Raw genomic sequence first — 25,328 nt, 5'->3', positions numbered from 1 at the left:
ATGGATTTTAAAGATTTTAAACTTGATGATAGCGGACTTCTGCCTGTTATCGTTCAGAATTATAAAACGGGGAAAGTATTGATGCTCGGATATATGAATGAAGAAGCTTATAATAACACTCTTAAGACGGGTAAGGTAAACTTTTATTCAAGGAGTAGAAAGACACAGTGGCTTAAAGGTGAGACAAGCGGGAACTTTTTAAATGTCGTTAGCATAAAATCCGACTGTGATAACGATACTTTGCTTGTTAATGCTGATCCTGTGGGACCTACCTGTCATACCGGCAGTGAAAGCTGTTTCTTTAACGATATAGTAAAATCAGATAAAGAAGAGAGTGCACAAATTTTATTTACGCTTCAGGATACTATCAATCAAAGAAAAGAAGATATAAAGAAATTAGAAAAAATGCCTACCAAATATGAAGGTTCATATACACAGTATTTACTTATAGAAGGAACCGATAAGATTTGCAAAAAAATAGGCGAAGAGAGTGCGGAAACTATAATTGCCGCGAAGAATGATGATAAAGAAGAAATCATATGTGAAGCCAGTGATTTGATATATCACTTATTAGTATTATTAAATGACAGAGGAGTAAAAATAGAGGATATTTTTAGTAAACTTAACAACAGACATAAATAAATTTAAATTTAGAGAATAACAAAGGAGGGTGTAAATGAAACATAAAGATACAGAAATCAACTTTTCGGATATAACACCTGAAATCAAAGATTTAAGCAAGACGTGCTTGAATAATTGTTATATAGAAAAAGATCTATATGCAATTCACAATGTAAACAGAGGACTTAGAGATGTTAACGGTGTAGGTGTATTAACAGGGCTTACGGAGATTTCCGATGTTTGCGGAAGTGAGATTGTAGACGGAAAAAAAGTTTCGGTCGAGGGATATTTAAGATATAGAGGTATTCCTATCGAATCATTGGTTGACGGATTTTTGGAAGATAACAGATTTGGTTTTGAAGAAGTTACATATTTGCTTTTGGCAGGCAAACAGCCAAACAAAAAAGAACTTGAGGCTTTTACCAGTCAGATTGCAAAATATAGATCATTGCCGCCTTCTTTTGTAAGAGATATAATCATGAAGGCTCCCAGTATAGATGTAATGAATACAATGGCAAGGAGCGTCCTTACATTATATTCTTATGACGAAAATCCGGATGATATATCGATACAAAATGTGTTGAGGCAGTGTATGCATCTTATATCCATATTCCCAATGATAGCTGTTTACGGTTATCAATCAAGCATACATTATCATCAAGGTGAAAGCTTATACATTCATCCACCTAAACCGGAGTTATCAACTGCCGAAAATATACTCCATATGCTTAGACCGGATTCTAAATATACTACTCTTGAAGCAAGGATTTTAGACCTTGCACTTGTACTTCATGCGGAGCATGGCGGAGGTAATAACTCGTCATTTACCATGCATGTCGTTTCATCTTCCGGAACAGATACATATTCTGCCGTTGGTGCGGCTTTAGCGTCACTTAAAGGACCTAAACACGGCGGTGCAAATGTTAAGGTAGTAAATATGTTTGAAGAAATAAAAGCTAATGTAAAAGATTGGGAAGATGATGAGGAAGTAAGTTCTTATTTAAATAAGATACTTGACAAGAAAGCTTTCGATAAACAGGGACTTATCTACGGTGTTGGTCATGGTATTTATTCTACTTCCGATCCGAGAGCTCTTATATTTAAGTATTTCGTTGAAAGGTTATCTGAAGAAAAAGGGCTTACCGATGAATTTAAGTTGTATGAAAGAGTCGAAAGACTTGCTCCCGATATAATCAAAGGCAAATTTAAAACATACAAAGATATTTGTGCAAATATTGACTTTTACAGTGGATTTGTTTATAAAATGCTTGGGATACCAAAGGAATTGTTCACGCCTTTGTTTGCAATAGCGAGAATTTCCGGCTGGTCTGCTCATAGGCTTGAAGAACTTATTAATGCGGGAAAAATCATAAGACCTGCTTATATGAATGTTCAGCCTAAGACAGAATATATCCCTTTGGATAAAAGGAAATAAATAATTAATTCAACGGTTTAGATGATAGCATATAAAATTAAATAATTATAAATAAAAAAGAGCAGAAATCTGCTCTTTTTATTCTTTGTCATTTTCGAGTATTTCCGTAATCTCAAGCCATCTTAGTTCTTTTTCCTCGAGTAGATTTTGGATATCATTTAATCTTAAAGATACTTTTTCGACTTTTCCTTCATTGCTGAAGAAGTCGGGATCGTTCATTTTTACCGCAATTTCTTCTTTGTCGCTTTCCAGTTTATCCATTAAAAGTTCTATATCTTTAAGTTCTTTTTCATATGCTGTTCTTTTATTGTTGCTGAGCTTTGAAGTATTTCTATTATCTTTATTCTCTTCTTTTTTTACTTCTAAAGTTTTTTCTTTTATTTTTGTATTGATTATACTTTCTTTTTCCATTGCATAATCATAATTTCCGTCGTATACTTTGATGTCTTTTCCCGTCAAATACATTATTCTGTTACAAATTTTATTTAGATAATATCTGTCATGAGATACGCTTATCACTGCACCGTTATAAGATAGAAGCGCGTCTTCCAATATTTCTTTTGTTTCTATATCCAAGTGATTTGTGGGTTCATCGAGTATTAAAACATTTGATTCTTTCATCATCAGTTTTGCTATGGCTACTCTGCTTTTCTCTCCGCCGGATAATGTGGAAATCTTTTTATTTATATCGTCTCCCGAGAACATCATACATCCCAAAATGTTCCTTATTTCTCCGTCATCTGCTCCGGTTGATCTTCTCAGCTCTTCTATTATTGTCAAACTGCCGTCTAAGTCGTTATGTTCCTGTTCGAAATATAATACTTGGCATTTTGGATTTTTCTTTATAAGTCCGTTATTTTCTTTGAGTATTCCCGTAATCAGCTTTAAAAAGGTCGATTTCCCCGTTGCATTTCTGCCGCAAATCCCAAGTCTGTCTGTACTGCCTATTGTGATATTAAAATCATTAAATAACTTTTTATTTTCGGTATAGCCAAATTTCAACCCCTCTACAGTTATGGCTTTTTTACTGACCATTGGCGTATATCTAAATCTTATGTGAGAGTTTTTTGAGGTATATGGTTTATCTACTTTTTCTATTTTATCGAGCATTTTCTCTCTGCTTCTTGCTCTTTTTACGCTTTTTTCTCTGTTAAATTGTTTTAATGTCTTTATTACTTCTTCTTGTTTTTTAATTTCTGCCTGTTGTTTTTTATAGGCATGTTCTTCGCTTATAAGTCTTTGTTTCTTCTTATAAATGTAATCTGAATAATTCCCGCTATATATATAGCATTCTTTGTTTTCTATTTCCACTATTTTATTTGTAAATCTATCTAAAAAATATCTGTCGTGACTTACAACTATGACTGTGGATTTAACTGAAGATAAAAAATTTTCCAGCCATGTAATACTGCTTGTGTCGAGATAATTTGTAGGCTCATCGAGTATCAAGACTTCCGGAGAAGAAACGAGTAGTTTTGCAAGAGCTACTCTCATCTTTTGTCCGCCGGATAAAGTAGATATTTTTTTATTAAAGTCACTTTCACTGTAACCAAGTCCTTTAATAATTCCTACCATTAAACTTTTATACTTATATCCGTCCATATCTTCGAATTCTGTTATAAGTTCATGGTATTGCTCATTTAACTTATTAAGTTTTTCTTTATCTTTTTCAAAATCTATAAGCATAGAAATATTTTCTATTTCTTCTTCTTTTTTTGTGTATTTTTCTGCTCCTAATAGTACTTCATTATAAATATTATTATCTAAGTTTAGGTTTAAGTCCTGTCTTAAAAAGCCTATCTTATCTTTGTCTATTTTGGATAGATGTCCTGTATAATCCTCATCCAAACCCATTATAATATTAAGTAAGGTGGTCTTGCCGGCTCCGTTACGACCGACAATGCCCACCTTATCTTTATCGTTTATCATAAGTGAATTAATAGTAAATAAGTGTTCGCTTCCAAAGCTTTTATTTAAACTATTTATATTAATCTGCATTTTATTATTTATCACTCCTTGGATCCTGTGATAGTTGTTCAGCATCTATATTAAATAGATCCTTTATAAATGTGACTCTTTCAGGTTGATTTACTATCCAGTATGATACTCCTCCGAGATTTCCGAAGTTCCCCGGTAATGTAAAAGTCTGTAGGTCATCTATGTTGAAGTCTTTAAATGAGAAGCCTAAAGACGCTATCTGTGCAAATTTTAAATCTGTTTCGACCATATCCTGAACGAGGTTGTAAATTTGCGGGATTTTTGAAAAACTTTTTTGTCTCTTGAATTCATTGAAAATAGCCTTCATTATTTTTTGCTGGATGGCTACTCTTCCTATATCTCCGTCGGGATATGCACGGTATCTGCTGTAATATAAAAGCTGCTCCCCGTTTAACTTTTGTTTGCCTTCTTTGATTTTAATACTTGAATAATCATGTCCGTTTTTTGCATATAGATTTTGATGAACATCGATGGTCACACCGCCCATTACATCTGCGATTTTAGGGAGTGCATCCATATCGATACCGAGGTAATAATCTATTTGAACTCCTCCAAGTACGTCACTGACTGTATTTTCTAAATATGTAACACCGGTATTAAACATTTTTGTTTGATCCTGTTTTTCCGATTCGCTCAGACCTAAACTGGCATAGTAAAAACATGAGTTAACTTTATCTCTTCCCGATGTGTTATATATATTTACTCTGCTGTCTCTGGGAACGGAAACCAGTTTGATTGTTTTTTTGTTTGTGTTTATGCTTGCAAGCATTATTGTATCCGGTCTGAATATCGTTTCTTTTTTGCTTCTGCTTTCGTTTTTATCTATACCGAATATGAGGATATTCATCGTATCCGCTAGTTTTTCTGAGTTGTTTAGCTTTGTTTTATCACTAAATCTTGTATATTTTGCACTTTGCATAGGATTTTCGTTCAATATATCATATCCCAAGGTCTTTGCAAATCCAAGTCCGCTGGAGGTTAAAATTATGGCTAATGCCAAGATTACGACTATTATATTTTTCTTTCCCTGATTGCTTAGCCCTTTAGTTTTTTTCTTAGTTCTTTTTAATGTTTTTTTTGGTTTTATTGCTTTATTTTGCTTCATTTTATTCTCCAAAAAAGATTTTATAATTTATTATTATAGCATAAAATACGACGTTATCTATTATAATTTTAATGTTTTTGTAAGCATTTAATAAATATTTGTAAAAAGTATAAGAAAATGATATAATAAATAATCAGCTAATTATTACTTTTGTAAAGGAATAACTATGGAAAAAGTAAGTAAAGAAAAAATTAAAAAATATAAAAATTCCATATTTATTAAAAGGCTCATAGATATAATATGCGCTTTACTGCTTAGTGTAGCTTTTATTGTTCCGGGAGTAGTAATTGCTATTATTGTTAAAATATCCGATGGTGGAAGTGTTTTTTTCGTTCAAGAAAGAGTTGGCAGAAACGGGAGGCATTTTAATATAATAAAATTCAGGACTATGAGAGAAGGCAGTGACAAAGAAGAAGCCAAATTACTTAAAAAATCGAGGAACGGTTTTGTTCAGATAAAACAAGATCCCAGAGTTACGGAGTTTGGAAGATTTTTAAGAAAGACAAGCTTTGATGAAATCCCTCAGCTTATAAATGTTTTAAAGGGAGATATGAGTTTGATAGGTCCCAGACCTTTTATCCCTATCGAAACGGATTTACTGGATGAAAATGAAAAACAAAGATGTATAGCATATCCCGGACTTACCGGACTTGCTCAATTAAAAGGAAGAAGCAAGCTTAATATACATGATGTCGTAAAGTTGGATATTGAATATATTAATAATTACTCTATATTTTTAGACCTTAAAATTCTTTTTTCCACTATTTTTGTAGTGCTAAAAGGAATATAAGGAGGTATTTAAAGTGCAAAATAAAAACATAAACAGAAATAGATTACCCCAAAATAATAAACCAATAAAAAAAGAACGAAAAAAAAGTTTTATCAGAAAACGATATAAAGAAATAATAATCATATCAGCTATTTTAGTCTTTTTTTTATTTTCCGTTTTTCATACAGAGGATACTGTAATACTTAATTCACAGAAACATATTACGACGGAAACTGCCGAAAGCTACATCTTTACAAATTCTGAATATGTGGACTTAAAGGAGACCACGCCCATAAAATTTACGGTTAAAGAGGGACAGAAGGTAGGCTCAAATACGAAGCTTTCTTCAAGTTATAAAATAAAAACCAATAAATATATAAATGATGCGATAAAAGTAATAGACTGGAGGCTTAAAAATAAGTCATATGAAAGCAGGGAAGTTTTTTTTAGAGACCTTAGCGAGCTAGAGGAAAAAATAACAAGTACTCAGGATAAATACGACAATGCCAAGAGTTCAAATAATACTACCAGTATAAATAAATATGGAGCTTCCTTAACAAAATTAAAAGATAAGAAGAATATGATGCAGAAATCCATGAAATATATTTTTGCAGATTCTGCCACTCTTAAAAAAATAAAGAGTGAACTCAAGAGTAAAAAATCTTCAAAGAATAAATCCCTTACTATTTCAAATTTGAATTTTTCATTTACGGGAAATATATATTTTTCCAGAACGGGATATGAAGAAGTCCTTAATACCAATGTAATGGGAGCTTTAAGTAAGGATTATTTTGATTATTTAAAGGGATTTAAACCACCAAGTACTAAAGATGATAAATCTATTATAAAAATCGTAAACAATCAATGTGCTTATGTATGTGCGGTCGTTAATAAAGATACATATGTCGAAGGGGAAAAAGAGGCAAAAAAATATAATAAATCCGTGAAGAAAAATCATGATTTAAAAACAGACGGAGAATATTATGATTATCTTTTAACGAGAGTTGATATGCTTATTACTTATCCTACAATCAAATTTGAAGATAACGATGAAGTCTTGGATGAAGGTTACCTTATTAATTCTATGGATTACGGAGATGATAAAAAAGTTTTGGTTATATGTTTAAAAGATGCTTTTGATCATTTGATAAACGTAGATAAAACAAAACTTAATATTCATACGAATGAAGTAAATGTTTTTACAATACCGAAAAGTGCTATAATTGAAGATGGAAGTAAAAAGTATGTTTATGCACTTACAAGCGGAAATTTTAAGGAGCTTGTGGAGGTTAAAGTATATGAAGAAGGTTTTAAAAACGTACTTTTAAAACCTAGTGAAAATCCGAGACTAAGTAATAATATGGAAGTTATAACTAATCCTGATTAGGAGGTATGAAAATGAGTATAAAAGATAATTTGGATAAGATATTAAATAACATAAAAACATCCGGTGATAACAGTGCTTTTAACGAGAATGTAAAATTACTTGCGGTAACAAAATTTAGGACTAATGAAGAGATCAAAGAAGTTATCGATTACGGAATAAAAGACCTTGGTGAAAATAAAGTAAAAGAATTTTTGGGAAAATATGAATATTTTAAAGGACAGAATATAAATTGGCATTTTATAGGTCATTTGCAAAGAAACAAAGTAAAAGATATTGTCGGTAAAGTTCATCTCATACATTCTGTCGATTCCATTCGTTTAATGGAAGAGATAAATAAGCAAAGTGAGAAAAAAGATATTATTACAAATATTTTGATAGAATTCAATATAGGCAAAGAAGAAAATAAATATGGGTTTGATGAAAGTGAAGTAGAAGAAGCTTTCAATAAATCCATTGAGTTTAAAAATATAAATGTTATGGGGGTTATGTGCATGGCTCCGTTTACAAAAGATAAAGATGTTTTAGTGAATGTTTTTAGAAAGTTAAGAAAAATTTATGATAATTGTAGAAATATGTATAATAAATGTGATAATATAAACTTATCTGTAATATCTATGGGGATGTCAAATGATTATCAAGTCGCCATAGATGAAGGTAGTAATATTGTCCGTATAGGGACAAGTATATTTGAAGGAGAATAAAATGGGATTTAACGATTTTATAGGTGAATTAGGCGAAAAGATTGTAGGGAAAGATGAATATTACGAAGACGAATACTATGAAGAAGATGATTACTATGATGATGAACCTAGAAAAGGCGGATTATTTGGTAAAAAATCTTCAGTAAGAACTGAAAGCGCACCTGTTGCGACACATGCTGCTTCAACGGTTATGCTTGTTGAACCGAGAACTTTTAATGACGCACCATTGGTTTGCGATAAATTAAAAGGCGGGATTACTGTTGTAGTAAATATGGATAAAGTAGAAAATGAAGATGCTAAAAAAATATTTGACTTCTTAAGCGGTGCCGTTTATGTACTTGGCGCAAGTATGAAGAGAATTGCTCAAAATGTGTTTATTTTAGCTCCTTACGGCGTTGAAGTAGAAACACAGGAAAGACCAAACGATTCTTATAATACATCAACACGTTCCAGAGATTTATGGGAGTATGAAGACTAAATATGGGCGAATATGAATTTTTCATATCCAGAATAGAAGATATGGCACTTTTATCCGATAAAAAAGGTGGAAGTGTCTTTTCTAGTTTCTTGGATCCTTCCGACCAAATGGTTGGCGGAAGAGAAATCGGCAGATATAAAGGTAAAGACTGTTCATTCTTTGGCGGTCACATATATACTGAAAGAAAGATAATGAGTATATTTAAGGAAGGACATGAGCCTGAGGAAAGTGAATATCCGATTAAAGTATTAAAATCAAAGGAAGCTCTTGATGTAAGACATCAGGACGTCTTGGGTTCTATACTTTCTTTAAGTGTAGATAGGTCTAAAGTGGGAGATATTAATATACTTGATGATCATATAGAGATTTTTGTTTATGATACAATAAGTGAATTTTTAGTAAGTGAACTGACTAAAATAGGCGGGAACAATGTAACCTTCTATGAATGTGATATAAATGAAGCCAGTGTGATAGAACCTAAATTTAAAGAGCTTAATATTATAGTTCCTTCCATGAGGCTTGACGCTGTTATAGGTAATATATTTAAGCTATCCAGAAATGAAGCTAATATGTTTGTAAAGGGCGGCAAAGTCAAAATAAATCATAATCAGGTTTCTAAACCTGCCATGACTGTAAAGGTTGGGGATATGATATCAGTAAGGACGAAAGGCAGAGCTATTGTAGACAGCGAGAGCGGTCAGACTAAAAAAGGCAATACTAAATTGCTGGTTAAAAAATTTGTATAAGCAGGTTTAAATGGAAATAAAAGAATTTATTGTGACAGAAGAAAAACAGAATATAAGATGCGATAAATTTTTATCCGATAAATTGGAAGACTTTTCAAGGGAAAGTTTAAAAAAACTTTTCAAGGAAGGAGAGGTCTTTCTTAATGATGAAAAAGTCAAGCCGTCAAGAAAATTGATTGCCGGTGAAAGGGTTAAAGTCAATTTGCCTGAACCTGAAGTTTTAGATGTTATAGCTGAAAATATACCTATAAATATAGTATATGAAGACGAAGATGTGGTGATAGTGGATAAGCCTCAGGGAATGGTCGTACATCCCGCTAACGGAAATCACTCGGGAACACTCGTGAATGCTTTAATGTATCATGTGAAAGATTTATCTTCTATTAACGGAGTTATAAGACCCGGAATAGTTCATAGGATAGATAAAGATACTTCGGGGCTACTTATAATTGCGAAGAACGATAATGCTCATAATCATTTGGCGGTACAGTTTAAGGAGCATTCTATCAATAGAAGGTATAAAACCATATGTCATGGGATAATACATGAAAATTCAGGGACGATAGACGCACCTATCGGAAGAGATAAGATAAAAAGAAAAGAGATGTGTGTAACGCAGAGTAATTCCAAGAGAGCAGTAACTCATTTTGACGTAATTAAGCGATATGATAAATATACGTTTTTAGATGTTCATTTGGAAACCGGACGTACTCATCAAATAAGAGTTCATCTTAAATATATTTCTCATCCCGTTATAGGGGACAAAGTATATGGATTTAATAGTCAAATAGACAGACCTTTTAAAGGACAGCTGCTCCATGCCTATAAACTAGGATTTATTCATCCCAAAACGAATGAATATATGGAGTTTAACAGTGAGCTGCCGGATTATTTTTATGAATTACTTGACAGATGATTATAAGAAGCTCAAATTGAGCTTCTTTTTTTATGTTTAAAATACCAATAAGCCGTTAATAATTTCACAAAGGAGATAATTATGGGAACATACATTAATTTTCATGGTGAATATAAAACTAGATCTTATTTTGAAGGATGGTATTTAAAACATCAGACAGATGATTTTATGATAAGTTTCATACCCTCTTTTCATATTGATGGTGACGGGAATAAATTTGCAATGATTCAGGTAATAACAGAGGATAAAACCTATAAAGTAAAATATGATATAACTGAGTTTAAGACATATAAAAGAGACTTCTACGTCAAAGTCGGGAAAAGTGAATTTTCGAGGGAAGGTATAATATTAGATATTGATGCTGAGGATTTGAAGATAAAAGGAGGTATATCTTACGGAGAGTTTTCGCCTCTTATTTATAATATAATGGGACCTTTTAAATATGTTCCTTTTATGCAGTGCTCACATGATGTTTTAAGTATGCATCATTCGATAAAAGGCAATTTAAATATAAACGGAAAAGTCATAAATTTTGACGGCGGCAGAGGTTATATAGAAAAAGATTTTGGTTCATCTTTTCCCGAGAGATATATTTGGACTCAATGCGGTTTTGATTACGGCGGAAATAATTCAATTATGTTTTCCGTAGCCGATATACCAATACTTAATTACGGTTTTGAAGGACTTATAGGTGTCATTCATTATAAAGACAGGGAATATCGGTTTGCTACCTATTTAGGTGCTAAAGTGGTTTATAAGACAAATGACAGCTTGATTGTAAAACAAGGAAAATACAAGTTTTATATGAAAGTTTTAAATTTCCCTAATTTGGATTTGGATGCTCCGGTGTCGGGTAAAATGGACAGGATAATAAGGGAAGGGCTCAAGTGCAAAGTAAATTATAAATTGATAGGTCCTGAGAAGTTAATATTCGATGTTATAAATGAAAATGCAAGCGTTGAATGGGAATTATAAAAGCTATAGTTTTTCTATAGCTTTTTTTATATTCACTTAAAGTAAAAATATACTTAAAACTTAAAAAAGTTAAAGTAAACCTCCAGCTTTTCTCAAATACGACAACACAAAGAAGTATAGTAATACTAAATTAAAGTAAAGGACAAGTTATATGAATACTAATAAACTTCCAAAGGAAATTATAGATATTCTGCCTGATGAAATACTTAAAGTTATTGATGAAGTAAATATTCATGATGAAATAGAAGAAATAAGATTAAGACTTAACAGAAATATACATATAGTCGGTTCAAAAGAGGATATTTTAATTCCCTACGATGTTAAAAAAGAAGATATAGAAGGTATATTAAATTTAGCTACAAATTATTCTTTTTATGCCAATGAAGATAGTTTGCTCAAAGGGTTTATTACAATCAAAGGCGGGCACAGGATAGGTTTTTCAGGAAGCGTGATAATGGAGGATAACAAAGTCATAGGGCTTAGGAATATAAATTCACTCAATATAAGGATTTCTAGGCAAATAATAGGTGCCAGTAATTTAGTTTTAAACTATATTTTAAATAAAGGAGAAGTCTACAATACTTTGATAATATCTCCTCCTAAAGTCGGTAAAACGACATTACTTCGCGATATTTCCAGGGTAATATCCACTAATAAGGGAGATTTTGTCGGAAAAAGAGTATGTATCGTGGATGAGAGAAAAGAAATTGCAAGTCTTCATGATGGAGTAAATGAACTTAATATCGGGGATAAGACTGATGTACTTGAAGGGATAAATAAAAGTGACGGCATGAATATGTTAGTAAGAGCCATGTCCCCCGAAGTTATAATAACCGATGAAATAGGAAAAATAGATGATATTTCTGCGCTTGAAAATTCTGTTTTAAGCGGGGTCAAAGTAATCTCTTCCGCGCACGGTAAAGATATGAAAGATATTTTAAGGAAGGATAATTTCGTTTCCATAATAAAAAAGAAAATTTTTAACAGATATATATTCTTATCCATAGAACATGGAGAGAGATATATTAAAGAAATCTATAACGAAAAGCTAGAGAGGTTGATGTGATGTATATTAAATTACCGGGTATGGTTTGTTTGTTTATATTCAGTGTTTTATTTTCAAGAAGTATAACCAGGAAAATAAAAAACAGACTTCTTGAACTTGAAGAAATAAATAGGATCTTAAATGATTTTATAGTAAGTATAAATGTCGGATTATATGATGTTAACTTTCTTATTACTGAGGCAATTAAAATCACAAAGACTACATATCATGATTTTTTGAGAGACGTAAAAACTACTATGATCAAAAAAGATTTGAGTGATTTTTCTGCGATTTGGTTTGAATGTTTAAATAATCATAAGTTCAACATTTCCAGAGAAGAAATGATTTTGCTTGAAAATATCGGAGTCAGTTTATCTTTTAATGATAAAAACAGAATGGTAAAACAGCTTACTTTAATTCAGTCCGGTTTGACGGAAGCAATAAAAAAAGCTAGAGAAGACAGGGACAGCAAAGTAAGTTTATACGAAAAAATGGGGGTGTTGTTCGGTAGTTTTTTGGTAGTAATTTTTATTTAAGGAGAAGCAGATATGCAGATAGATATTATTTTTAAAATAGCGGGAATAGGTTTTATAGTTGCGGTTTTAAGTATAATCTTAAAGAAAAGTGACAGGGATGATATGGCTACCATGGTAGCTTTAGCGGGAATTATAGTTGTTCTTATGCTGGTAGTAAATATGGTAAATGACTTTTTCGGTACGGTAAAAACGATGTTCGGGTTGTACTGATATGGATATTGTAAAAATAGCTATGATAGGGATATTGGGATCTGTTATAAGCTTATTTTTCATAAAAGATAATAAAGAATATGCACTGTTTATTTCAATAATTGCGGGAATTATAATCTTAGGTTTTGCCATAAAATATCTTTATGCGGTAATAGATGTTGTAAATACATATTCTGTTAAAGCAAATGTGGACATGCTTAATATAAAAGCCATATTTAAGATAATTGCCATAGCTTATATAGGTCAGTTTTCAAGTGAACTCTGTCTGGATAGCGGAAATAAGACTTTAAGTACCAAGATAGGTTTCTTTACAAAAATAATGATACTATACTTTTCTCTTCCTTTGATTATAAGTTTATTTTCTTATATTGAGGAAGTGATTTGATGAAAAGGTTATTTGCTTTAATATGTTGCTTTGTTGTTTTTATATCTATCCCAGCTTTAGGATACTGTGAAAACAGTAACGGCAGAAATAGCGAGCAGGATTACGGAGCCTTAGTAGATAGTGTCTATGAAAAGGGACAGCTTTATAAATTGGATCTATATACCAATGACAATAATTTTTATGAACTTTTTAACTACGGGAATATAAAAAATTTTATAAGTGATGTTGTAAGCGGTAATTATTCCTTTGATTATAATGACTTTATAAATGCTTTAAAAGATTTATTTTTTATGACATTAAGAGAAAGCATATCCATACTTCTAACTTTTATAGCACTGTCTATATTTTTAAGTCTTATCAACCTTCTCAATACTTCTTTTATGAATAAGGAGATAAGTGATGTAGCATTTTTTGGTATCTACTTGGTTCTGGTCGCACTTATAGTAAAGACTTTTTTCAATATAGTTACCATAGCTTACTCTCTTATAAAAGCAATCACAGGTTTTATGAACGTACTTCTTCCCATAATAATAATCCTTATGAATTTGAGCGGGAATGTATTTTCGGGAAATATAATAAGTATCAGTTTGGTATTTATAATCAACTTTTTTGCATCGGCGATGACTTATTTTGTAATACCGACTTTAAGTTTTGGTTTTATCCTTAGCATAATGGACAACCTCTTGACAGATATAAATATTTCATATTTGGTATCGTTCATTAAACAAGGTGTACTTTTTATAATGGGATTGTTCTCGGTACTTTTTGTAGGTATCTTGAGCATTCAAGGCAGCTTGTTTTCATCTCTTGACAGTCTTTCCGTTAAGACTGCGAAGTTTGCTGTGAGTAAGTTAGTTCCGGTTCTCGGTTCTCTTATATCCGACAGTGCGGATACGGTAATAGGATTTGTAAAGGTGATTAAAAATTCCGTAGGACTGATTGGCGTTTTGATACTTATATCGCTTTTGCTGATACCTTTTATGCACATGTTGTGTTCCATAGTCACATTGAAAATATCTGCATTTTTAAGTGAGCCTTTGACCGATCCTAGGGTAAGTAAAGCCTTGAATGATGCTTCAACTTTTTTAAGTTTGATATTTGCATGCTTCTTGGTTGTAGCGGTACTTTTTATAATGCTTATTGGAATAATAGCAATGCTGGGAGGGTAAGATGGCTGATTTTGCAAAGAATTTTTTATATTTGATAATGGTAATAAGCATATTAAGGCTGCTTTCTCCTTCAAAAGAATATGACAAATATATTAAGTTTTTTATATCTTTACTTCTCGTGGTATCCATTTTGGCTCCCATATTGACCATAGTTAAAAAAGGTGAGTTTTCTTCTCTCTTAAACGATAGTTATGTGAGGATAGATACGTTTGAAAGTCAGATCAATGAAGGGGTAATTGATACTGACAGCTTAATAATAGATGAATATAAAAATAAGCTGAACGATAGTATAAATGGAATAATAAAGAAGAAATATTATATAGATTCTAAAGTAAGTGTAAGGATAAATGAGGATCAAAACAGTGATATGTACGGGGATATTAAAGAAATTGATATTACTTTAAATGAAAATGACATAAAAAAGAAAGATAAGATAAAAAGTTATTTAAGTAAAACATATTTAGTGGACTTAAATAATATAAATATTAAGACAGGAAGTGTAGGGTAATGGATAAAGATAAACTAAGCGGTATCATTAATAATTTTATTAAGGGTGAAGATAAAAATAAATCTTTACTCATAATACTTCTGGTAATCGGACTTTGTTTAATATTATTTTCTTCTTTATTCTCGTCTTCCGATAATAAAGATAAAAAAGAGACTTCTAAGGAATTATCTTCAAGTGAATATAAATTGAGCTTGGAAAAGAGTATTGAAGAAACTTTAAGTAAAGTAAGCGGGGTAGGGAATGTAAAAGTCACTATAACTCTCGACGGAGAAATAGAAAAGAATATTGCTTATAATGAAAGCAACTCTACAAGTACTTCCGGAAGCGGTGATGCAAATACTAATGACAGCAGTAATTCTTCAAAGGATGCCGTTATGGTAAGAGATGGTTCCAATGAAAGTCCATTTACGACTAAGGATAAATATCCCGAAGTTGTGGGAGTTGTTATTGTGGCAAGCGGAGCGGGCAATAAGACGGTTCAGTATTACATAACCAAAAGTGTAGAGGCGTTACTTAGCTTGCCTAGTTATAAAGTGGTAGTTTTACCAAGTAAAGAAAATATATAAGGAGAATGGGGTTATGAATAAAATCAAGAAAAAAAATGCAGTTTTGGTGGGGCTGGTTACGTGTTTACTGGTTATCAGCATTGCCAACTATACATTGTTTTATAAGGGGGACAGTTCATCTGTAGCTAATGTAAATAATAATGAACCAAGCAATGCTACACTTGTTTCTAATATAAGCGAGGATGATGTACTCAGCGGTAATGCAGAATTGTCGGATGAATTTTTCAGTGAATATAGACTCAACAGAGATAAGATAAGAAGTCAGAATTTGGAAGCTCTTCAAAATATCGCAAAGGATTCTTCGGCTGATAAGAACATAGTTAAGGAAGCGGTTGAAGAAAGTGTAGCGATTTCAAAGTTGTCGGAAACCGAGCTTGTAGTGGAAAATTTAATCAAATCTAAAGGGTTTGATGATGCTATAGTAATTATCCATGAAGGGTATGCTAATGTAATTGTGGACGCAGATGAACTGAGTCCCGCAGATGCTTCCAAAGTTCAAAATATAGTAAATAAAGAATGTAAAATAGATATTTCCAAAATAACCATTGCAACAAGCAATACAAAAAAGGACGATAAAGATGATAAGACAGATACAAATGAAAAAACAAAAGAAAATACTGGTGAAAGCAGTGCAAGTATGAATAAAAGTATATAAAAGGAGAGAAAATCTCCTTTTTTAATATATTTCTACATAATACGACAAAATACGACTATATATTATTTTATCATATTTACGAGATAATGGTAAAATTTGGTAGTATAATATATTATAAGATATCGGAGTTTAGTATGTGCATGGGAGGATAGTTATGAAACCATTAAAAGCAAAAGTTAGTATTACTCTGGATGAACAAATTATTAAAGATATTAAGAAGTTAGCAGAGTTAGACGACAGGTCATTTTCTCAGTATATTAACATTGTTTTAAACAAGCATTTACTGGAACGAAACATGGGTAAAAAGAAGAAGTCATAAAAAACGCCTTAAGGCGTTTTTTTATTCCCTGTTTACCATATATATCCCTATACAAACCAATATCAAAGAAATCATACCAAGGATATTGAATACATTTCCTTCTTTTAATAATACTGCAGATAGTATTACACCGCATACCGGGTTTAAAAATCCAAAGACCGCAACTTTTCCTACGGGATTATATTTAAGGAGTATTGACCATAGTGAATAAGCAACAGCTGATATAAGAGCCATATATATCAAAAGAAGCGTAGAATTCAAATTAAAACCGCTTACTTTCCCTCCCGTAAATATTCCTATCAATATCATTACTATTCCGCCCAAAATAAATTGATATCCGCTTAAAACCACAGGCTGTTCATTTTTTGAATATTCTTTTACGAGTATGGAAGATAATGCATACATTACCGCGGACATGAATATAAGACCTTCTCCGCTTAATTTCATGTTTATGTCTAAACTCGCTCCATTTAAATTTATTATAACGACTCCCATAAACCCTATAATACAACCAAGCATTTTTTTGATCGTAAGATTTTCATGTTTTAACATCAAGGAAGGGATTAGTATAGCTAAAAAAACATTTGAAGCTTCTATTATGGAAGCCTTGACTCCCGTTGTATTTGCGAGCCCTACGTAAAAACAAACATACTGAAGGACTGTTTGGACCATTGATAGTTTAAATATAGATTTGTAAGATTCTTTTTTAGGAATTAAAAGCTTTTTGGAAATGATACTTCCAATTATAATAGTGATGATTCCCGCAAGTGTGAACCTTAATCCCGCAAAAAGCATTTGGCTTGCCGTATCGGCTGAGGCGATATTAAAAAGCTTATATCCAATCTTGATTGACGGAAATGCGCTTCCCCATAAAATGCAGCATATGGATGCCAGTAAACATATTACAATCGGTTTTGTTAAAAAGGTTTCTTTTGTCTTATTCATATTTTCCTCTCGATATAAAAAAGCCCTATATTTGGGCTTTATTTTTTCATTAAATAATTATATAACTCTCTTTTGTTTAAATTGTTTTCTTTCGCTAATTTCTTTATTAAATCTTTAGGATGTTCACCCTTTTGAATTTCCATATCAAATATTTGTTTTGCTTCCTCTTTTGTAAGTAATTTTTTTTCTTCCTTATTTCCTTCCACCACAATGACAAATTCGCCTTTGATTTCCATATCATTTAACATGGCAATCAATTCTTTCGGCGTTCCTCTGTACGTAGTTTCGTGAAGTTTTGTGATTTCTTTTGATATAGCGGTTTTCCTGTCACCTAAAACATTGTCAATAGCTTTTATCATATCAATCAATTCGTAAGGAGAAGAATAAAAAATCAAAGTTTTATCAAAATCTTTTAATGTGTTTAATTTTTCTTCTTTTTTATTATTCTTTTTAGGTAAAAATCCTATAAATAAAAATTCTTCACTGTTAAATCCGGATAATATGAGAGCCGGCAGAAGTGCATTTGCTCCCGGAACAACGGTAAATTTAATATCGTTTTCTATCAATTCTTTTACGAGTATGTTTCCCGGATCCGAGATTAAAGGTGTTCCCGCGTCTGAAATCAAAGCCAAAGTTTTGTTTTCATTTATCAAGGAAAGAATATAATCTATTCTTTCCTTTTCGTTAAATTTATGATAGCTAATCAGCTTATTTTTAATTTCAAAATGATTTAATAATTTTATTGAATGTCTTGTATCTTCACATAAGATAACATCTACTTCTTTTAAGACCTTTATAGCTCTGAAGGTCATATCTTCGAGATTACCGATCGGTGTTGATACTATATATACTTTATCTTCCATATTATAAATATTGTTGTCTTATAATTGTATCTTCTCTGTCAGGTCCCACCGATACTATACCAATCGGAACTTCACAAAGTTCTTCAACTCTGTTTACATATTTTTTTGCATTTTCAGGCAGTTTGTCAAAATCTCTGATTTGTGAAATATCTTCATTCCATCCTTCAAATTCTTCATAAACAGGCTCACATTCTCCCAGAACGGTAAGTTCTGCAGGGAAGTCCGTGATTATTTCATCTTTGTATTTATATCCAACACAAAGTTTTATTTTTTCCATTCCCGTAAGAGTATCGAGTTTTGTGAATACTATGCTTGTAAGAGAATTTACTCTTACGGCAAATTTAAGTATTACCGCGTCGAGCCAGCCGCATCTTCTCGGTCTTCCCGTTGTAGTACCGTATTCATAGCCTTTTTCTCTTAGATAGTCTCCGTCTTCATCAAATAATTCAGTAGGGAACGGTCCTTTTCCTACTCTTGTTGTATAAGCCTTAGCGATACCGCATACATCATCGATATAAGCAGGGCCTATGCCCGAACCGATACATGCTCCGGCTGCTGTTGGATGAGATGATGTAACATAAGGATATGTTCCGAAGTCTATATCGAGAAGTGTTGCCTGTGCACCTTCAAATAATACTTTTTTACCTTTTTTGATGTAATCATAAATAATAACCGTAGCGTCATCTACGTACTGTCTTATAATATCCGCACATTTATTGTACTCATCAAAAATATCTTCGAATTTTAACGCTTCTCCGCCGTAAACTTCCACTATTTCTTTATTTACAGCTTCAAGATTGATTTTTAATTTTTCTTCAAATAGAGGTGTATCTATTAAATCACAAATCCTGATACCGCTTCTTTTGATTTTATCTGTGTAAGCAGGTCCGATACCTCTTTTTGTTGTTCCTATATCGTTTTTACCAAGTGATTTTTCTATTAATTCATCAAGCACTCTGTGATAAGGCATAATTACCTGCGCTCTTTTATCAATGATAAGTTTATCGAATTTGACCCCTTGTTCTTTTAGTGTGTTCATTTCCTTAACTAACCATGTAGGGTCAACTACCATTCCTGCGCCAATAATTGATGGTTTATCCTGGATAACACCTGAAGGAATAACATGTAACTTATATGTAATGCCGTTTGCTATAACTGTATGTCCCGCATTGTTCCCGCCTGAACTTCTTACAACTATATCGCATCTGTCTGTAAAGTAATCTGTTATTTTACCTTTTCCTTCGTCGCCCCATTGTGAACCGACTACTACTAAATTTCCCATCATAATACCTCCTAGTACTTTATAACGACACTTTATTTTACCCCATTTGGTATATATAATCAATACTAAAATCCTTATTTTACTTACTTTTCACGCTGTCTATCTGAATTTTCAGAACTTAATTGATAAGCAAACTATTTAATATCATAATTGCCAAAATATGATATAATTATTTATATCGAATGAAGGTGTATATTATGAGGATTACTGTTCTAAATGAAAATATGGTATATAGAAAAAAACTTATAGCCGAGCATGGTCTCTCTTTACTGGTTGAGACTGGTGATAAAAGGATATTGATGGATACGGGGCAGAGCGATGTATTTATAAAAAATGCAGAAATGCTCGGTATTGATTTAAATGATTTGGATGCGATAATTATTTCTCATGGACATTATGACCATGGGGGAGGACTTGATTATCTAAATGAAATAGATAATATACCAAGTATTTATATTAGTGAAAAAGCATTGATTCCAAAGTTCAGTATAAATAAAAAGAATAATAAATATTATTTTAATGGGATTGAAGTAAATGATAATATAAAAAAACATTTTCATTATATTTATAATAAGGAAGAAATCTTTAAAGGAATATATTTAGTAAATAATATACCTTATAAGAATGATTTTGAAAATAAACCGAGTGGATTTTATTTAAAGCAAAATAATAAGATGTCTATGGATTTAATGTATGATGAACAAATATTAGTAATTGAGACTTCCAAAGGCTTATCTTTATTTATGGGATGTTCTCATATGGGAGTGATGAATGCCATATCCTATATAAAAGATATGTTTAAAGGTAAAAAAATATATTCTTTATTTGCCGGCATGCATTTAATAAATGCAGATAAGGATAGGATTGATAAAACGATAGGTATGCTTAAGAAAGAAAATATCGACTATATTATGCCTTGTCACTGCACGGGATATAAGGTATCTGCTAAAATCAGTGAAGAATTTGAAGATAATTATGTTGAAGTTCAGTGCGGTAGCGTTATAGAAATATAAAAAGGATACATATGTATCCTTTTTATATTTTTGTTCTGTTTTTTAACTGCAACTGAAAATTGTTTTGTGAACGGAATGAAAGTTATGTAATATAAATATTTTATTAAAATTTATCCGGGTCTAGCTTTTTAATAAGTTTCGCAGGATTGCCCGCAACCATAGTATTTGCTTCGACATCATGTGTTACGACACTTCCCGCTCCGACTATAGCGTTTTCTCCTATTGTTATTCCCGGAAGTATGATAGATCCTGCTCCGATCCATGCATTTTTCTTTATATGTACGTCTTTTATCGTTAATACGGGTCTGTCGTAAAAATCATGATTATTTGTGATAATTGAAACGTTCATTGCTATTTGTGCATCATCATCGATATAAATATTGCCTGCAGACATACACTTAAAATAAGCATTTATTGAAACATTGTTACCGATATGAATATTTTCTGCAAGATTTATATAAATAGGTGGTGCGATATAACAGTTTTCTCCAAGTCCTCCGGTAAACAATTTTTTTAAAAGTAAATCATATTCATCTGAAAACGGCAATGTGTTGTTTAGTTTGAATAAAATGTCCGTTGTTCTTTTTGCGGAGTTGGCTCTTTCTTCGTTTGGAATTCTTAAATCAAGTCTTTTTTCTTTCATAATACATACCTCCACTGATTATTGCTTCTTACTAAATATTATTTTCTGTTTCCGTTACTGTCAAATGTTTCTTTTAATTTTTTCTCTACGTAAAATATAGGTGTTATCAAAACAATCAATTGAATGGACTCATTTACGATAGTTACATTGCCTAAAAAATCATCACTTTTACCTATTGTAAATATTGAAGCTATAATTGATAAAACTAATAACACAATACCTAATTTATACCATATATCTCCGAATAGCTTATGAGCATACGTCCATGTATCTTCATTTTTCATCGACATTGATGTTCTGTATCCGAAAGCCATATTGATTGTCTTTGGTATATTTTTAGTAAATAATTTCTCGAAGATTATCATAATTATAGGCAGCAATAAATTCATTAATAGCATGAATATCCAAAATCCCATTATATTATCCTTTTTATTTTATTATACTTGAAAATGCAGATATAAATAAATGATTTATAAATATTTTTTAGTTTTTTTCTTTCTTTTTATTGCCTCATTTTTATATGTTTCAATCCTTTTTTCTTTAACAGTCTTTTTACTCTTGTCAGAGTGATAATATATTAATCCGTATCCAACCGCATCGTATGCATGATCATTTTTATCGTCAGCCACGACCTCCGGGTTTCCCTCTTCTTCCATTAAATCTTTAAATGTTTCAATGAACGTTTTACACGACTTAAAAACTTGAAACTTTGCATAATCGGTATCTGTATTTTTATCATTTATTGGTTTTAAATATTCATGAAAAGTGCTTTTCCTGAGTTCCCTAGATGTTATAGCTTTGGTAAACGGAACGGTAAAGCCTCCTTGTCTATAATAATCAATGAGGGTTTTCCCGCTTATATCCCTATGATGTTTATTGAAAGCGTCGAGCCCTGCGACACATACTTCAATATCCTCTGTTTCTTCTTTTATTTCACCGTTTTCATCGACATAAGGTTTTGTCATCATTTCCATTGCATTTTTACCTTGTTCTGAATACGGGATCCTTATATCTGTGTGTTTTCTCGTATATTCTCTGTAAAGATAAACTATCCCGTCTTCGCTTATCGTAAACCATGCAAAGTAAAAAGGGTCTGCATATCCGTTATCCACAGCCATCCATCTTACCCAGTGTTTTGGTATTTCAAAGTCATCTACGATATGTATTCCTTCGTCAAATTCTGGAAAGGCTCTACCTTCATATATATCCCAGTCACCTTCTAAATATGCTTTTCTCTTAGCTTCGGGCAGATTTTCAAGTCTTCTTATATATTTAGGGTCATTTTCCGTTAAGATTTTATTATCATATACTCTTGCAGGTATAAATTTTATTTTATTCCCGTTTTTTTTGTCTTCATATATTTTTTTACCATAGTCAGTAGATGTTATATATCTTGCTTTTACCCAAGCATGACCGATATTGCCCGGATTTGCCGTAGCTCTGAAAAATGTCGGGTATCCTTTGGGACTTCTAAGACACGACAGTAATATCTGTACCCATTCCTCTTCAAAGTGAGTAAGTTCATCTATTCCGATATAATCAATACTTCTTCCGTCATATCTTATGGCGTCATTATAATTGGATACGAATCTGAAAATATTTTACTTTCATTGATTAATGTTGCGATTTTTTTTGACGCATTATATTTATATATTATACTCGGTACTTTATTGAACCATTCACTTATAAGATTTGCCTCCAAATCATCATAGGTTTTTCTGAAGAGGTATATTGTGCTTTTCTTATATATAAGTGCATATTTAAGTGCGTCCATTACTAAAGCACAGCTTTTGCCTCCTCCTTTTGCTCCTCCGTATAATACTTCTTCCTCACTGCTTTTGTGAAAAATTTTTTGTTTTTCGTTTTCTTCATAATCTATCGTTACTTCTTTCATTTTATCCTCCTCATATTAGTAAAATTTTATCAAAATGGGTAAAATAAAAATTAATGAGTTTTTAAATTCAAAAGGGGATAGATAAGTGACTGCGGGCGCGGAATCTGCGTCAGCAGGCGTAGTGCCCGCAAAGGTAAATATTATTGTAAATATACAATAACCGGAGTATAATAATCAGAGAATTTATTTAATAAAATTAATAGCAATTTTTAAAATATTCTGAAAATATTTCACGATTTTTGCTAATAAATCGGGTCGAAATCTCATATTTTTTAAATTAATACTCCTTCGGTAGGAAATAATCTTTTTTTATGTAAAAGTATGTGATATACTATCTTAATAAAAAAGATGTAAAATTAAGGAAATAATTTATTATATATAGTTAAGGAAAGGAATTAAGAAAATGTTAAAGCTAGAACATGTTAAATGGAAAGCAGAAGACGGCGAAGAAATCATAAAAGATATAGATTTAAATATTGAAAGCGGTAAACTTGTTGTTGTTACAGGGCCGAATGGGGGAGGAAAGACTACTCTCGCAAAACTTATTGCAGGGATTGAACAAGTTACTTCAGGTAAGGTTATATTAGATGGTAAAGATATCACAAATGAAGATATAACCACTCGTGCAAAAGAAGGTATTGCATATGCATTCCAGCAGCCTGTTAAGTTTAAAGGACTTACCGTAAGAGATATTTTAAAACTTTCTGCGGGAAAAGATCTCGAAGAGGGGGAGGCTTGTGCTCTTTTAAGTAAAGTAGGACTTTGTGCCGAAGAATATATCGACAGAGAACTAAACGACTCTTTATCCGGAGGGGAAAGTAAAAGGATAGAAATTGCGGGAGTGCTTGCCAGAGATGCAAAACTTCTTATATTTGATGAGCCGGAAGCAGGTATAGACCTTTGGAGTTTTTCTAAATTAGTTGAAACTTTTGAAATTTTAAGAAAAAGAAATAAAGGGACTTTGCTTATTATTTCTCATCAAGAGAGGATTTTATCGATAGCTGATGAGATCATAGTTATTTCGGGCGGAAAAGTCAGAGATATGGGAAGCAGAGAAAAGATACTTCCTACATTGTTTAAAGAAGAAAGGGCAAATATGTGTCCTAAGGAAAAGGAGCTATAGATCATGAATAAGACAACAGAACAGATATTACGTGTAGTTTCCGGCTTTACAGGCAAATTCGAAGGTGCATTTAATATACGAGAAGACGGAAAATGTGCGGGAAGGCAGTCAAGCAAAAATATTAAAATCGAATCAAAAGAAGACGGTCCCGGACTTGTTATTCATATAAAACCAAATACCAAAGATGAAAAAGTTTATATTCCGGCTTGCGTAACACACGGAGCTGTGGATGACCTTGTATATAATGATTTTTATGTAGGTGAAAATGCAGATGTAACCATAGTTGCGGGCTGTGGAGTTCACACAGATGACGGTCATGATGCAAGACATAACGGTATTCATAGATTTTTCTTGGAAGAAAATGCTCATGTATTATATGAAGAAAAACATATTGCAACCGGAAAAGGCGGCGGTCTTAAAAGAATAGACCCTGTAACGGACGTAAATCTAAAAAAAGGTGCAGTCCTTGAAATGGATACTATCCAGCTTGAGGGCGTTGACAGTTCTATACGTAAAACAAGCGGTGTATTGGAAGAAGGTGCAAAGCTTCTCGTCAGAGAACGTATAATGACTGACGGAGAAGAAAAGGCAAGGACAGATTTTGATGTAGTGTTAAAGGGCGAAAATTCCAAAGTAGATTTGATTTCCCGTTCTGTAGCTAAGGGGAATTCTTATCAGGAATTCAATTCTAAAATTAACGGAGAGACAAAATGTAAGGGACACTCCGAGTGTGATGCGATATTGGTTGATAACGGTTCGGTATCTGCTTCACCTTCTTTGATAGCTTCTGATATTGATGCTGAACTTATCCATGAAGCTGCGATAGGAAAAATTGCGGGAGAACAAATCCTTAAGCTTCAAAGTTTGGGGCTTACAAAAGAAGAAGCGGAACAAAAAATTATATCCGGCTTTTTAAAATAGTACTTACAAAAAAGAGATGTAACATCATCTCTTTTTTATTATTTAAAAGTTTTAGTGTAAATATAGCTGTTAATTTGTATAATGTATATATAATTAACATGGCTGCAACCGGAAGTTTAC

At 32.1% G+C, this 25,328-nt stretch carries 30 protein-coding genes and 1 pseudogene; 21 read left to right on the top strand and 10 right to left on the bottom strand.

The genetic code is table 11. The features are described from left to right. Entirely contained in the window at positions 1–642 is a 642-nt protein-coding gene (gene hisIE / locus ANASTE_RS06730; protein WP_007050235.1) for a bifunctional phosphoribosyl-AMP cyclohydrolase/phosphoribosyl-ATP diphosphatase HisIE, read from the top strand. A gap of 34 nt (positions 643–676) precedes the next feature. Beyond that, positions 677–2,056 carry a citrate/2-methylcitrate synthase gene (locus ANASTE_RS06725; RefSeq protein ID WP_007050234.1) on the top strand — a complete coding sequence of 460 codons (1,380 nt, stop codon included), beginning with the start codon at positions 677–679 and terminating at the stop codon, positions 2,054–2,056. Between the two features lie 78 nt (positions 2,057–2,134). On the opposite strand, the gene ANASTE_RS06720 is transcribed toward ANASTE_RS06725, so the two are convergent. Together ANASTE_RS06720 and ANASTE_RS06715 are read right to left on the bottom strand one after the other, a co-directional pair. Then, positions 2,135–4,054 carry an ABC-F family ATP-binding cassette domain-containing protein gene (locus ANASTE_RS06720; protein WP_039945714.1) on the bottom strand — a complete coding sequence of 640 codons (1,920 nt, stop codon included), beginning with the start codon at positions 4,052–4,054 and terminating at the stop codon, positions 2,135–2,137. A 4-nt stretch (positions 4,055–4,058) separates the two neighbouring features. Further along, entirely contained in the window at positions 4,059–5,159 is a 1,101-nt protein-coding gene (locus tag ANASTE_RS06715; RefSeq protein WP_007050232.1) for an LCP family protein, read from the bottom strand. A 166-nt stretch (positions 5,160–5,325) separates the two neighbouring features. On the opposite strand from ANASTE_RS06715, the gene ANASTE_RS06710 reads away from it, so the two are divergent. The 16 genes from ANASTE_RS06710 (at position 5,326) to ANASTE_RS06635 (ending at position 16,524) form a co-directional block, all read left to right on the top strand. Beyond that, positions 5,326–5,949 (top strand): sugar transferase, encoded by a 624-nt coding sequence (locus ANASTE_RS06710; RefSeq protein WP_007050231.1) that lies wholly within the window; start codon positions 5,326–5,328, stop codon positions 5,947–5,949. Positions 5,950–5,962: 13 nt separating this feature from the next. Beyond that, complete coding sequence (locus tag ANASTE_RS06705) at positions 5,963–7,315, top strand: HlyD family efflux transporter periplasmic adaptor subunit (RefSeq protein ID WP_007050230.1); 1,353 nt, start codon at positions 5,963–5,965, stop codon at positions 7,313–7,315. An 11-nt stretch (positions 7,316–7,326) separates the two neighbouring features. Then, entirely contained in the window at positions 7,327–8,016 is a 690-nt protein-coding gene (locus ANASTE_RS06700) for a YggS family pyridoxal phosphate-dependent enzyme (RefSeq protein ID WP_039945296.1), read from the top strand. A gap of 1 nt (position 8,017) precedes the next feature. After that, positions 8,018–8,494: a cell division protein SepF gene (locus ANASTE_RS06695; protein WP_052294603.1), complete on the top strand. Its 477-nt coding sequence runs from the start codon at positions 8,018–8,020 to the stop codon at positions 8,492–8,494. 2 nt (positions 8,495–8,496) lie between these two features. Continuing rightward, a complete protein-coding gene (locus ANASTE_RS06690; RefSeq protein ID WP_007050227.1) occupies positions 8,497–9,240 on the top strand; it encodes a YlmH family RNA-binding protein in 744 nt (247 codons plus the stop codon). Between the two features lie 10 nt (positions 9,241–9,250). Beyond that, the gene (locus tag ANASTE_RS06685; protein ID WP_007050226.1) at positions 9,251–10,156 is read left to right on the top strand and encodes an RluA family pseudouridine synthase; all 906 of its coding nucleotides are present in this window, start codon (positions 9,251–9,253) and stop codon (positions 10,154–10,156) included. 81 nt (positions 10,157–10,237) lie between these two features. Continuing rightward, positions 10,238–11,131, top strand: a complete 894-nt coding sequence (locus tag ANASTE_RS06680) for a tocopherol cyclase family protein (protein WP_007050225.1) — start codon at positions 10,238–10,240, stop codon at positions 11,129–11,131. 151 nt (positions 11,132–11,282) lie between these two features. Beyond that, positions 11,283–12,197, top strand: a complete 915-nt coding sequence (spoIIIAA, locus tag ANASTE_RS06675) for a stage III sporulation protein AA (protein WP_007050224.1) — start codon at positions 11,283–11,285, stop codon at positions 12,195–12,197. Next, positions 12,197–12,712, top strand: a complete 516-nt coding sequence (locus ANASTE_RS06670) for a stage III sporulation protein AB (RefSeq protein WP_007050223.1) — start codon at positions 12,197–12,199, stop codon at positions 12,710–12,712. The genes spoIIIAA and ANASTE_RS06670 overlap by 1 nt, the downstream gene beginning before the upstream one ends. Before the next feature lie 12 nt (positions 12,713–12,724). Continuing rightward, positions 12,725–12,922 carry a stage III sporulation protein AC gene (gene spoIIIAC / locus ANASTE_RS06665; RefSeq protein WP_007050222.1) on the top strand — a complete coding sequence of 66 codons (198 nt, stop codon included), beginning with the start codon at positions 12,725–12,727 and terminating at the stop codon, positions 12,920–12,922. A 1-nt stretch (position 12,923) separates the two neighbouring features. After that, positions 12,924–13,307 carry a SpoIIIAC/SpoIIIAD family protein gene (locus ANASTE_RS06660; RefSeq protein ID WP_007050221.1) on the top strand — a complete coding sequence of 128 codons (384 nt, stop codon included), beginning with the start codon at positions 12,924–12,926 and terminating at the stop codon, positions 13,305–13,307. Further along, complete coding sequence (locus tag ANASTE_RS06655) at positions 13,307–14,476, top strand: stage III sporulation protein AE (RefSeq protein WP_007050220.1); 1,170 nt, start codon at positions 13,307–13,309, stop codon at positions 14,474–14,476. The genes ANASTE_RS06660 and ANASTE_RS06655 overlap by 1 nt, the downstream gene beginning before the upstream one ends. A 1-nt stretch (position 14,477) precedes the next feature. Then, on the top strand, positions 14,478–14,984 hold the full coding sequence (locus ANASTE_RS06650) for a stage III sporulation protein AF (RefSeq protein WP_007050219.1): 507 nt from the start codon (positions 14,478–14,480) through the stop codon (positions 14,982–14,984). Then, a complete protein-coding gene (locus tag ANASTE_RS06645) occupies positions 14,984–15,550 on the top strand; it encodes a hypothetical protein (protein ID WP_007050218.1) in 567 nt (188 codons plus the stop codon). The genes ANASTE_RS06650 and ANASTE_RS06645 overlap by 1 nt, the downstream gene beginning before the upstream one ends. Positions 15,551–15,563: 13 nt before the next feature. Beyond that, on the top strand, positions 15,564–16,205 hold the full coding sequence (locus ANASTE_RS11425; RefSeq protein ID WP_007050217.1) for a SpoIIIAH-like family protein: 642 nt from the start codon (positions 15,564–15,566) through the stop codon (positions 16,203–16,205). A 154-nt stretch (positions 16,206–16,359) separates the two neighbouring features. Continuing rightward, positions 16,360–16,524 carry a hypothetical protein gene (locus ANASTE_RS06635; RefSeq protein ID WP_007050216.1) on the top strand — a complete coding sequence of 55 codons (165 nt, stop codon included), beginning with the start codon at positions 16,360–16,362 and terminating at the stop codon, positions 16,522–16,524. Positions 16,525–16,545: 21 nt separating this feature from the next. On the opposite strand, the gene ANASTE_RS06630 is transcribed toward ANASTE_RS06635, so the two are convergent. Genes ANASTE_RS06630 through ANASTE_RS06620 form a run of 3 tightly spaced genes read right to left on the bottom strand, consistent with a single transcriptional unit; the run spans position 16,546 to position 19,614 of the window. After that, on the bottom strand, positions 16,546–17,469 hold the full coding sequence (locus ANASTE_RS06630) for a DMT family transporter (protein ID WP_007050215.1): 924 nt from the start codon (positions 17,467–17,469) through the stop codon (positions 16,546–16,548). 38 nt (positions 17,470–17,507) lie between these two features. Further along, positions 17,508–18,332, bottom strand: a complete 825-nt coding sequence (rsmI, locus tag ANASTE_RS06625; RefSeq protein ID WP_007050214.1) for a 16S rRNA (cytidine(1402)-2'-O)-methyltransferase — start codon at positions 18,330–18,332, stop codon at positions 17,508–17,510. Between the two features lies 1 nt (position 18,333). Beyond that, positions 18,334–19,614: an adenylosuccinate synthase gene (locus ANASTE_RS06620; RefSeq protein WP_039945289.1), complete on the bottom strand. Its 1,281-nt coding sequence runs from the start codon at positions 19,612–19,614 to the stop codon at positions 18,334–18,336. A 224-nt stretch (positions 19,615–19,838) separates the two neighbouring features. Between ANASTE_RS06620 and ANASTE_RS06615 the strand changes: the two genes are divergently transcribed. Continuing rightward, the gene (locus ANASTE_RS06615) at positions 19,839–20,627 is read left to right on the top strand and encodes an MBL fold metallo-hydrolase (RefSeq protein WP_198004106.1); all 789 of its coding nucleotides are present in this window, start codon (positions 19,839–19,841) and stop codon (positions 20,625–20,627) included. A 103-nt stretch (positions 20,628–20,730) separates the two neighbouring features. On the opposite strand, the gene ANASTE_RS06610 is transcribed toward ANASTE_RS06615, so the two are convergent. The 5 genes and pseudogenes from ANASTE_RS06610 to ANASTE_RS06595 form a co-directional block, all read right to left on the bottom strand. Further along, the gene (locus ANASTE_RS06610) at positions 20,731–21,270 is read right to left on the bottom strand and encodes an acyltransferase (RefSeq protein ID WP_007050211.1); all 540 of its coding nucleotides are present in this window, start codon (positions 21,268–21,270) and stop codon (positions 20,731–20,733) included. A gap of 38 nt (positions 21,271–21,308) precedes the next feature. Further along, a complete protein-coding gene (locus tag ANASTE_RS06605) occupies positions 21,309–21,686 on the bottom strand; it encodes an SdpI family protein (protein WP_007050210.1) in 378 nt (125 codons plus the stop codon). Between the two features lie 54 nt (positions 21,687–21,740). Continuing rightward, the gene (locus tag ANASTE_RS12230) at positions 21,741–22,388 is read right to left on the bottom strand and encodes a VOC family protein (protein WP_007050209.1); all 648 of its coding nucleotides are present in this window, start codon (positions 22,386–22,388) and stop codon (positions 21,741–21,743) included. 111 nt (positions 22,389–22,499) lie between these two features. Next, positions 22,500–22,799, bottom strand: a pseudogene (locus ANASTE_RS12400) (Terminase-like family protein); the annotation flags it as partial. A gap of 32 nt (positions 22,800–22,831) precedes the next feature. Further along, a complete protein-coding gene (locus ANASTE_RS06595) occupies positions 22,832–23,164 on the bottom strand; it encodes a hypothetical protein (RefSeq protein ID WP_007050208.1) in 333 nt (110 codons plus the stop codon). A gap of 403 nt (positions 23,165–23,567) precedes the next feature. Between ANASTE_RS06595 and ANASTE_RS06590 the strand changes: the two genes are divergently transcribed. Next, positions 23,568–24,287, top strand: a complete 720-nt coding sequence (locus tag ANASTE_RS06590) for an ABC transporter ATP-binding protein (protein ID WP_007050207.1) — start codon at positions 23,568–23,570, stop codon at positions 24,285–24,287. 3 nt (positions 24,288–24,290) lie between these two features. Beyond that, a complete protein-coding gene (locus tag ANASTE_RS06585) occupies positions 24,291–25,208 on the top strand; it encodes a SufB/SufD family protein (RefSeq protein WP_007050206.1) in 918 nt (305 codons plus the stop codon). Positions 25,209–25,328: the final 120 nt, after the last annotated feature.

This window comes from Anaerofustis stercorihominis DSM 17244, from assembly GCF_000154825.1.
Taxonomy (GTDB): Bacteria; Bacillota; Clostridia; order Eubacteriales; family Anaerofustaceae; genus Anaerofustis; species Anaerofustis stercorihominis.
This window is presented reverse-complemented; position numbering and strand designations above follow the sequence as displayed.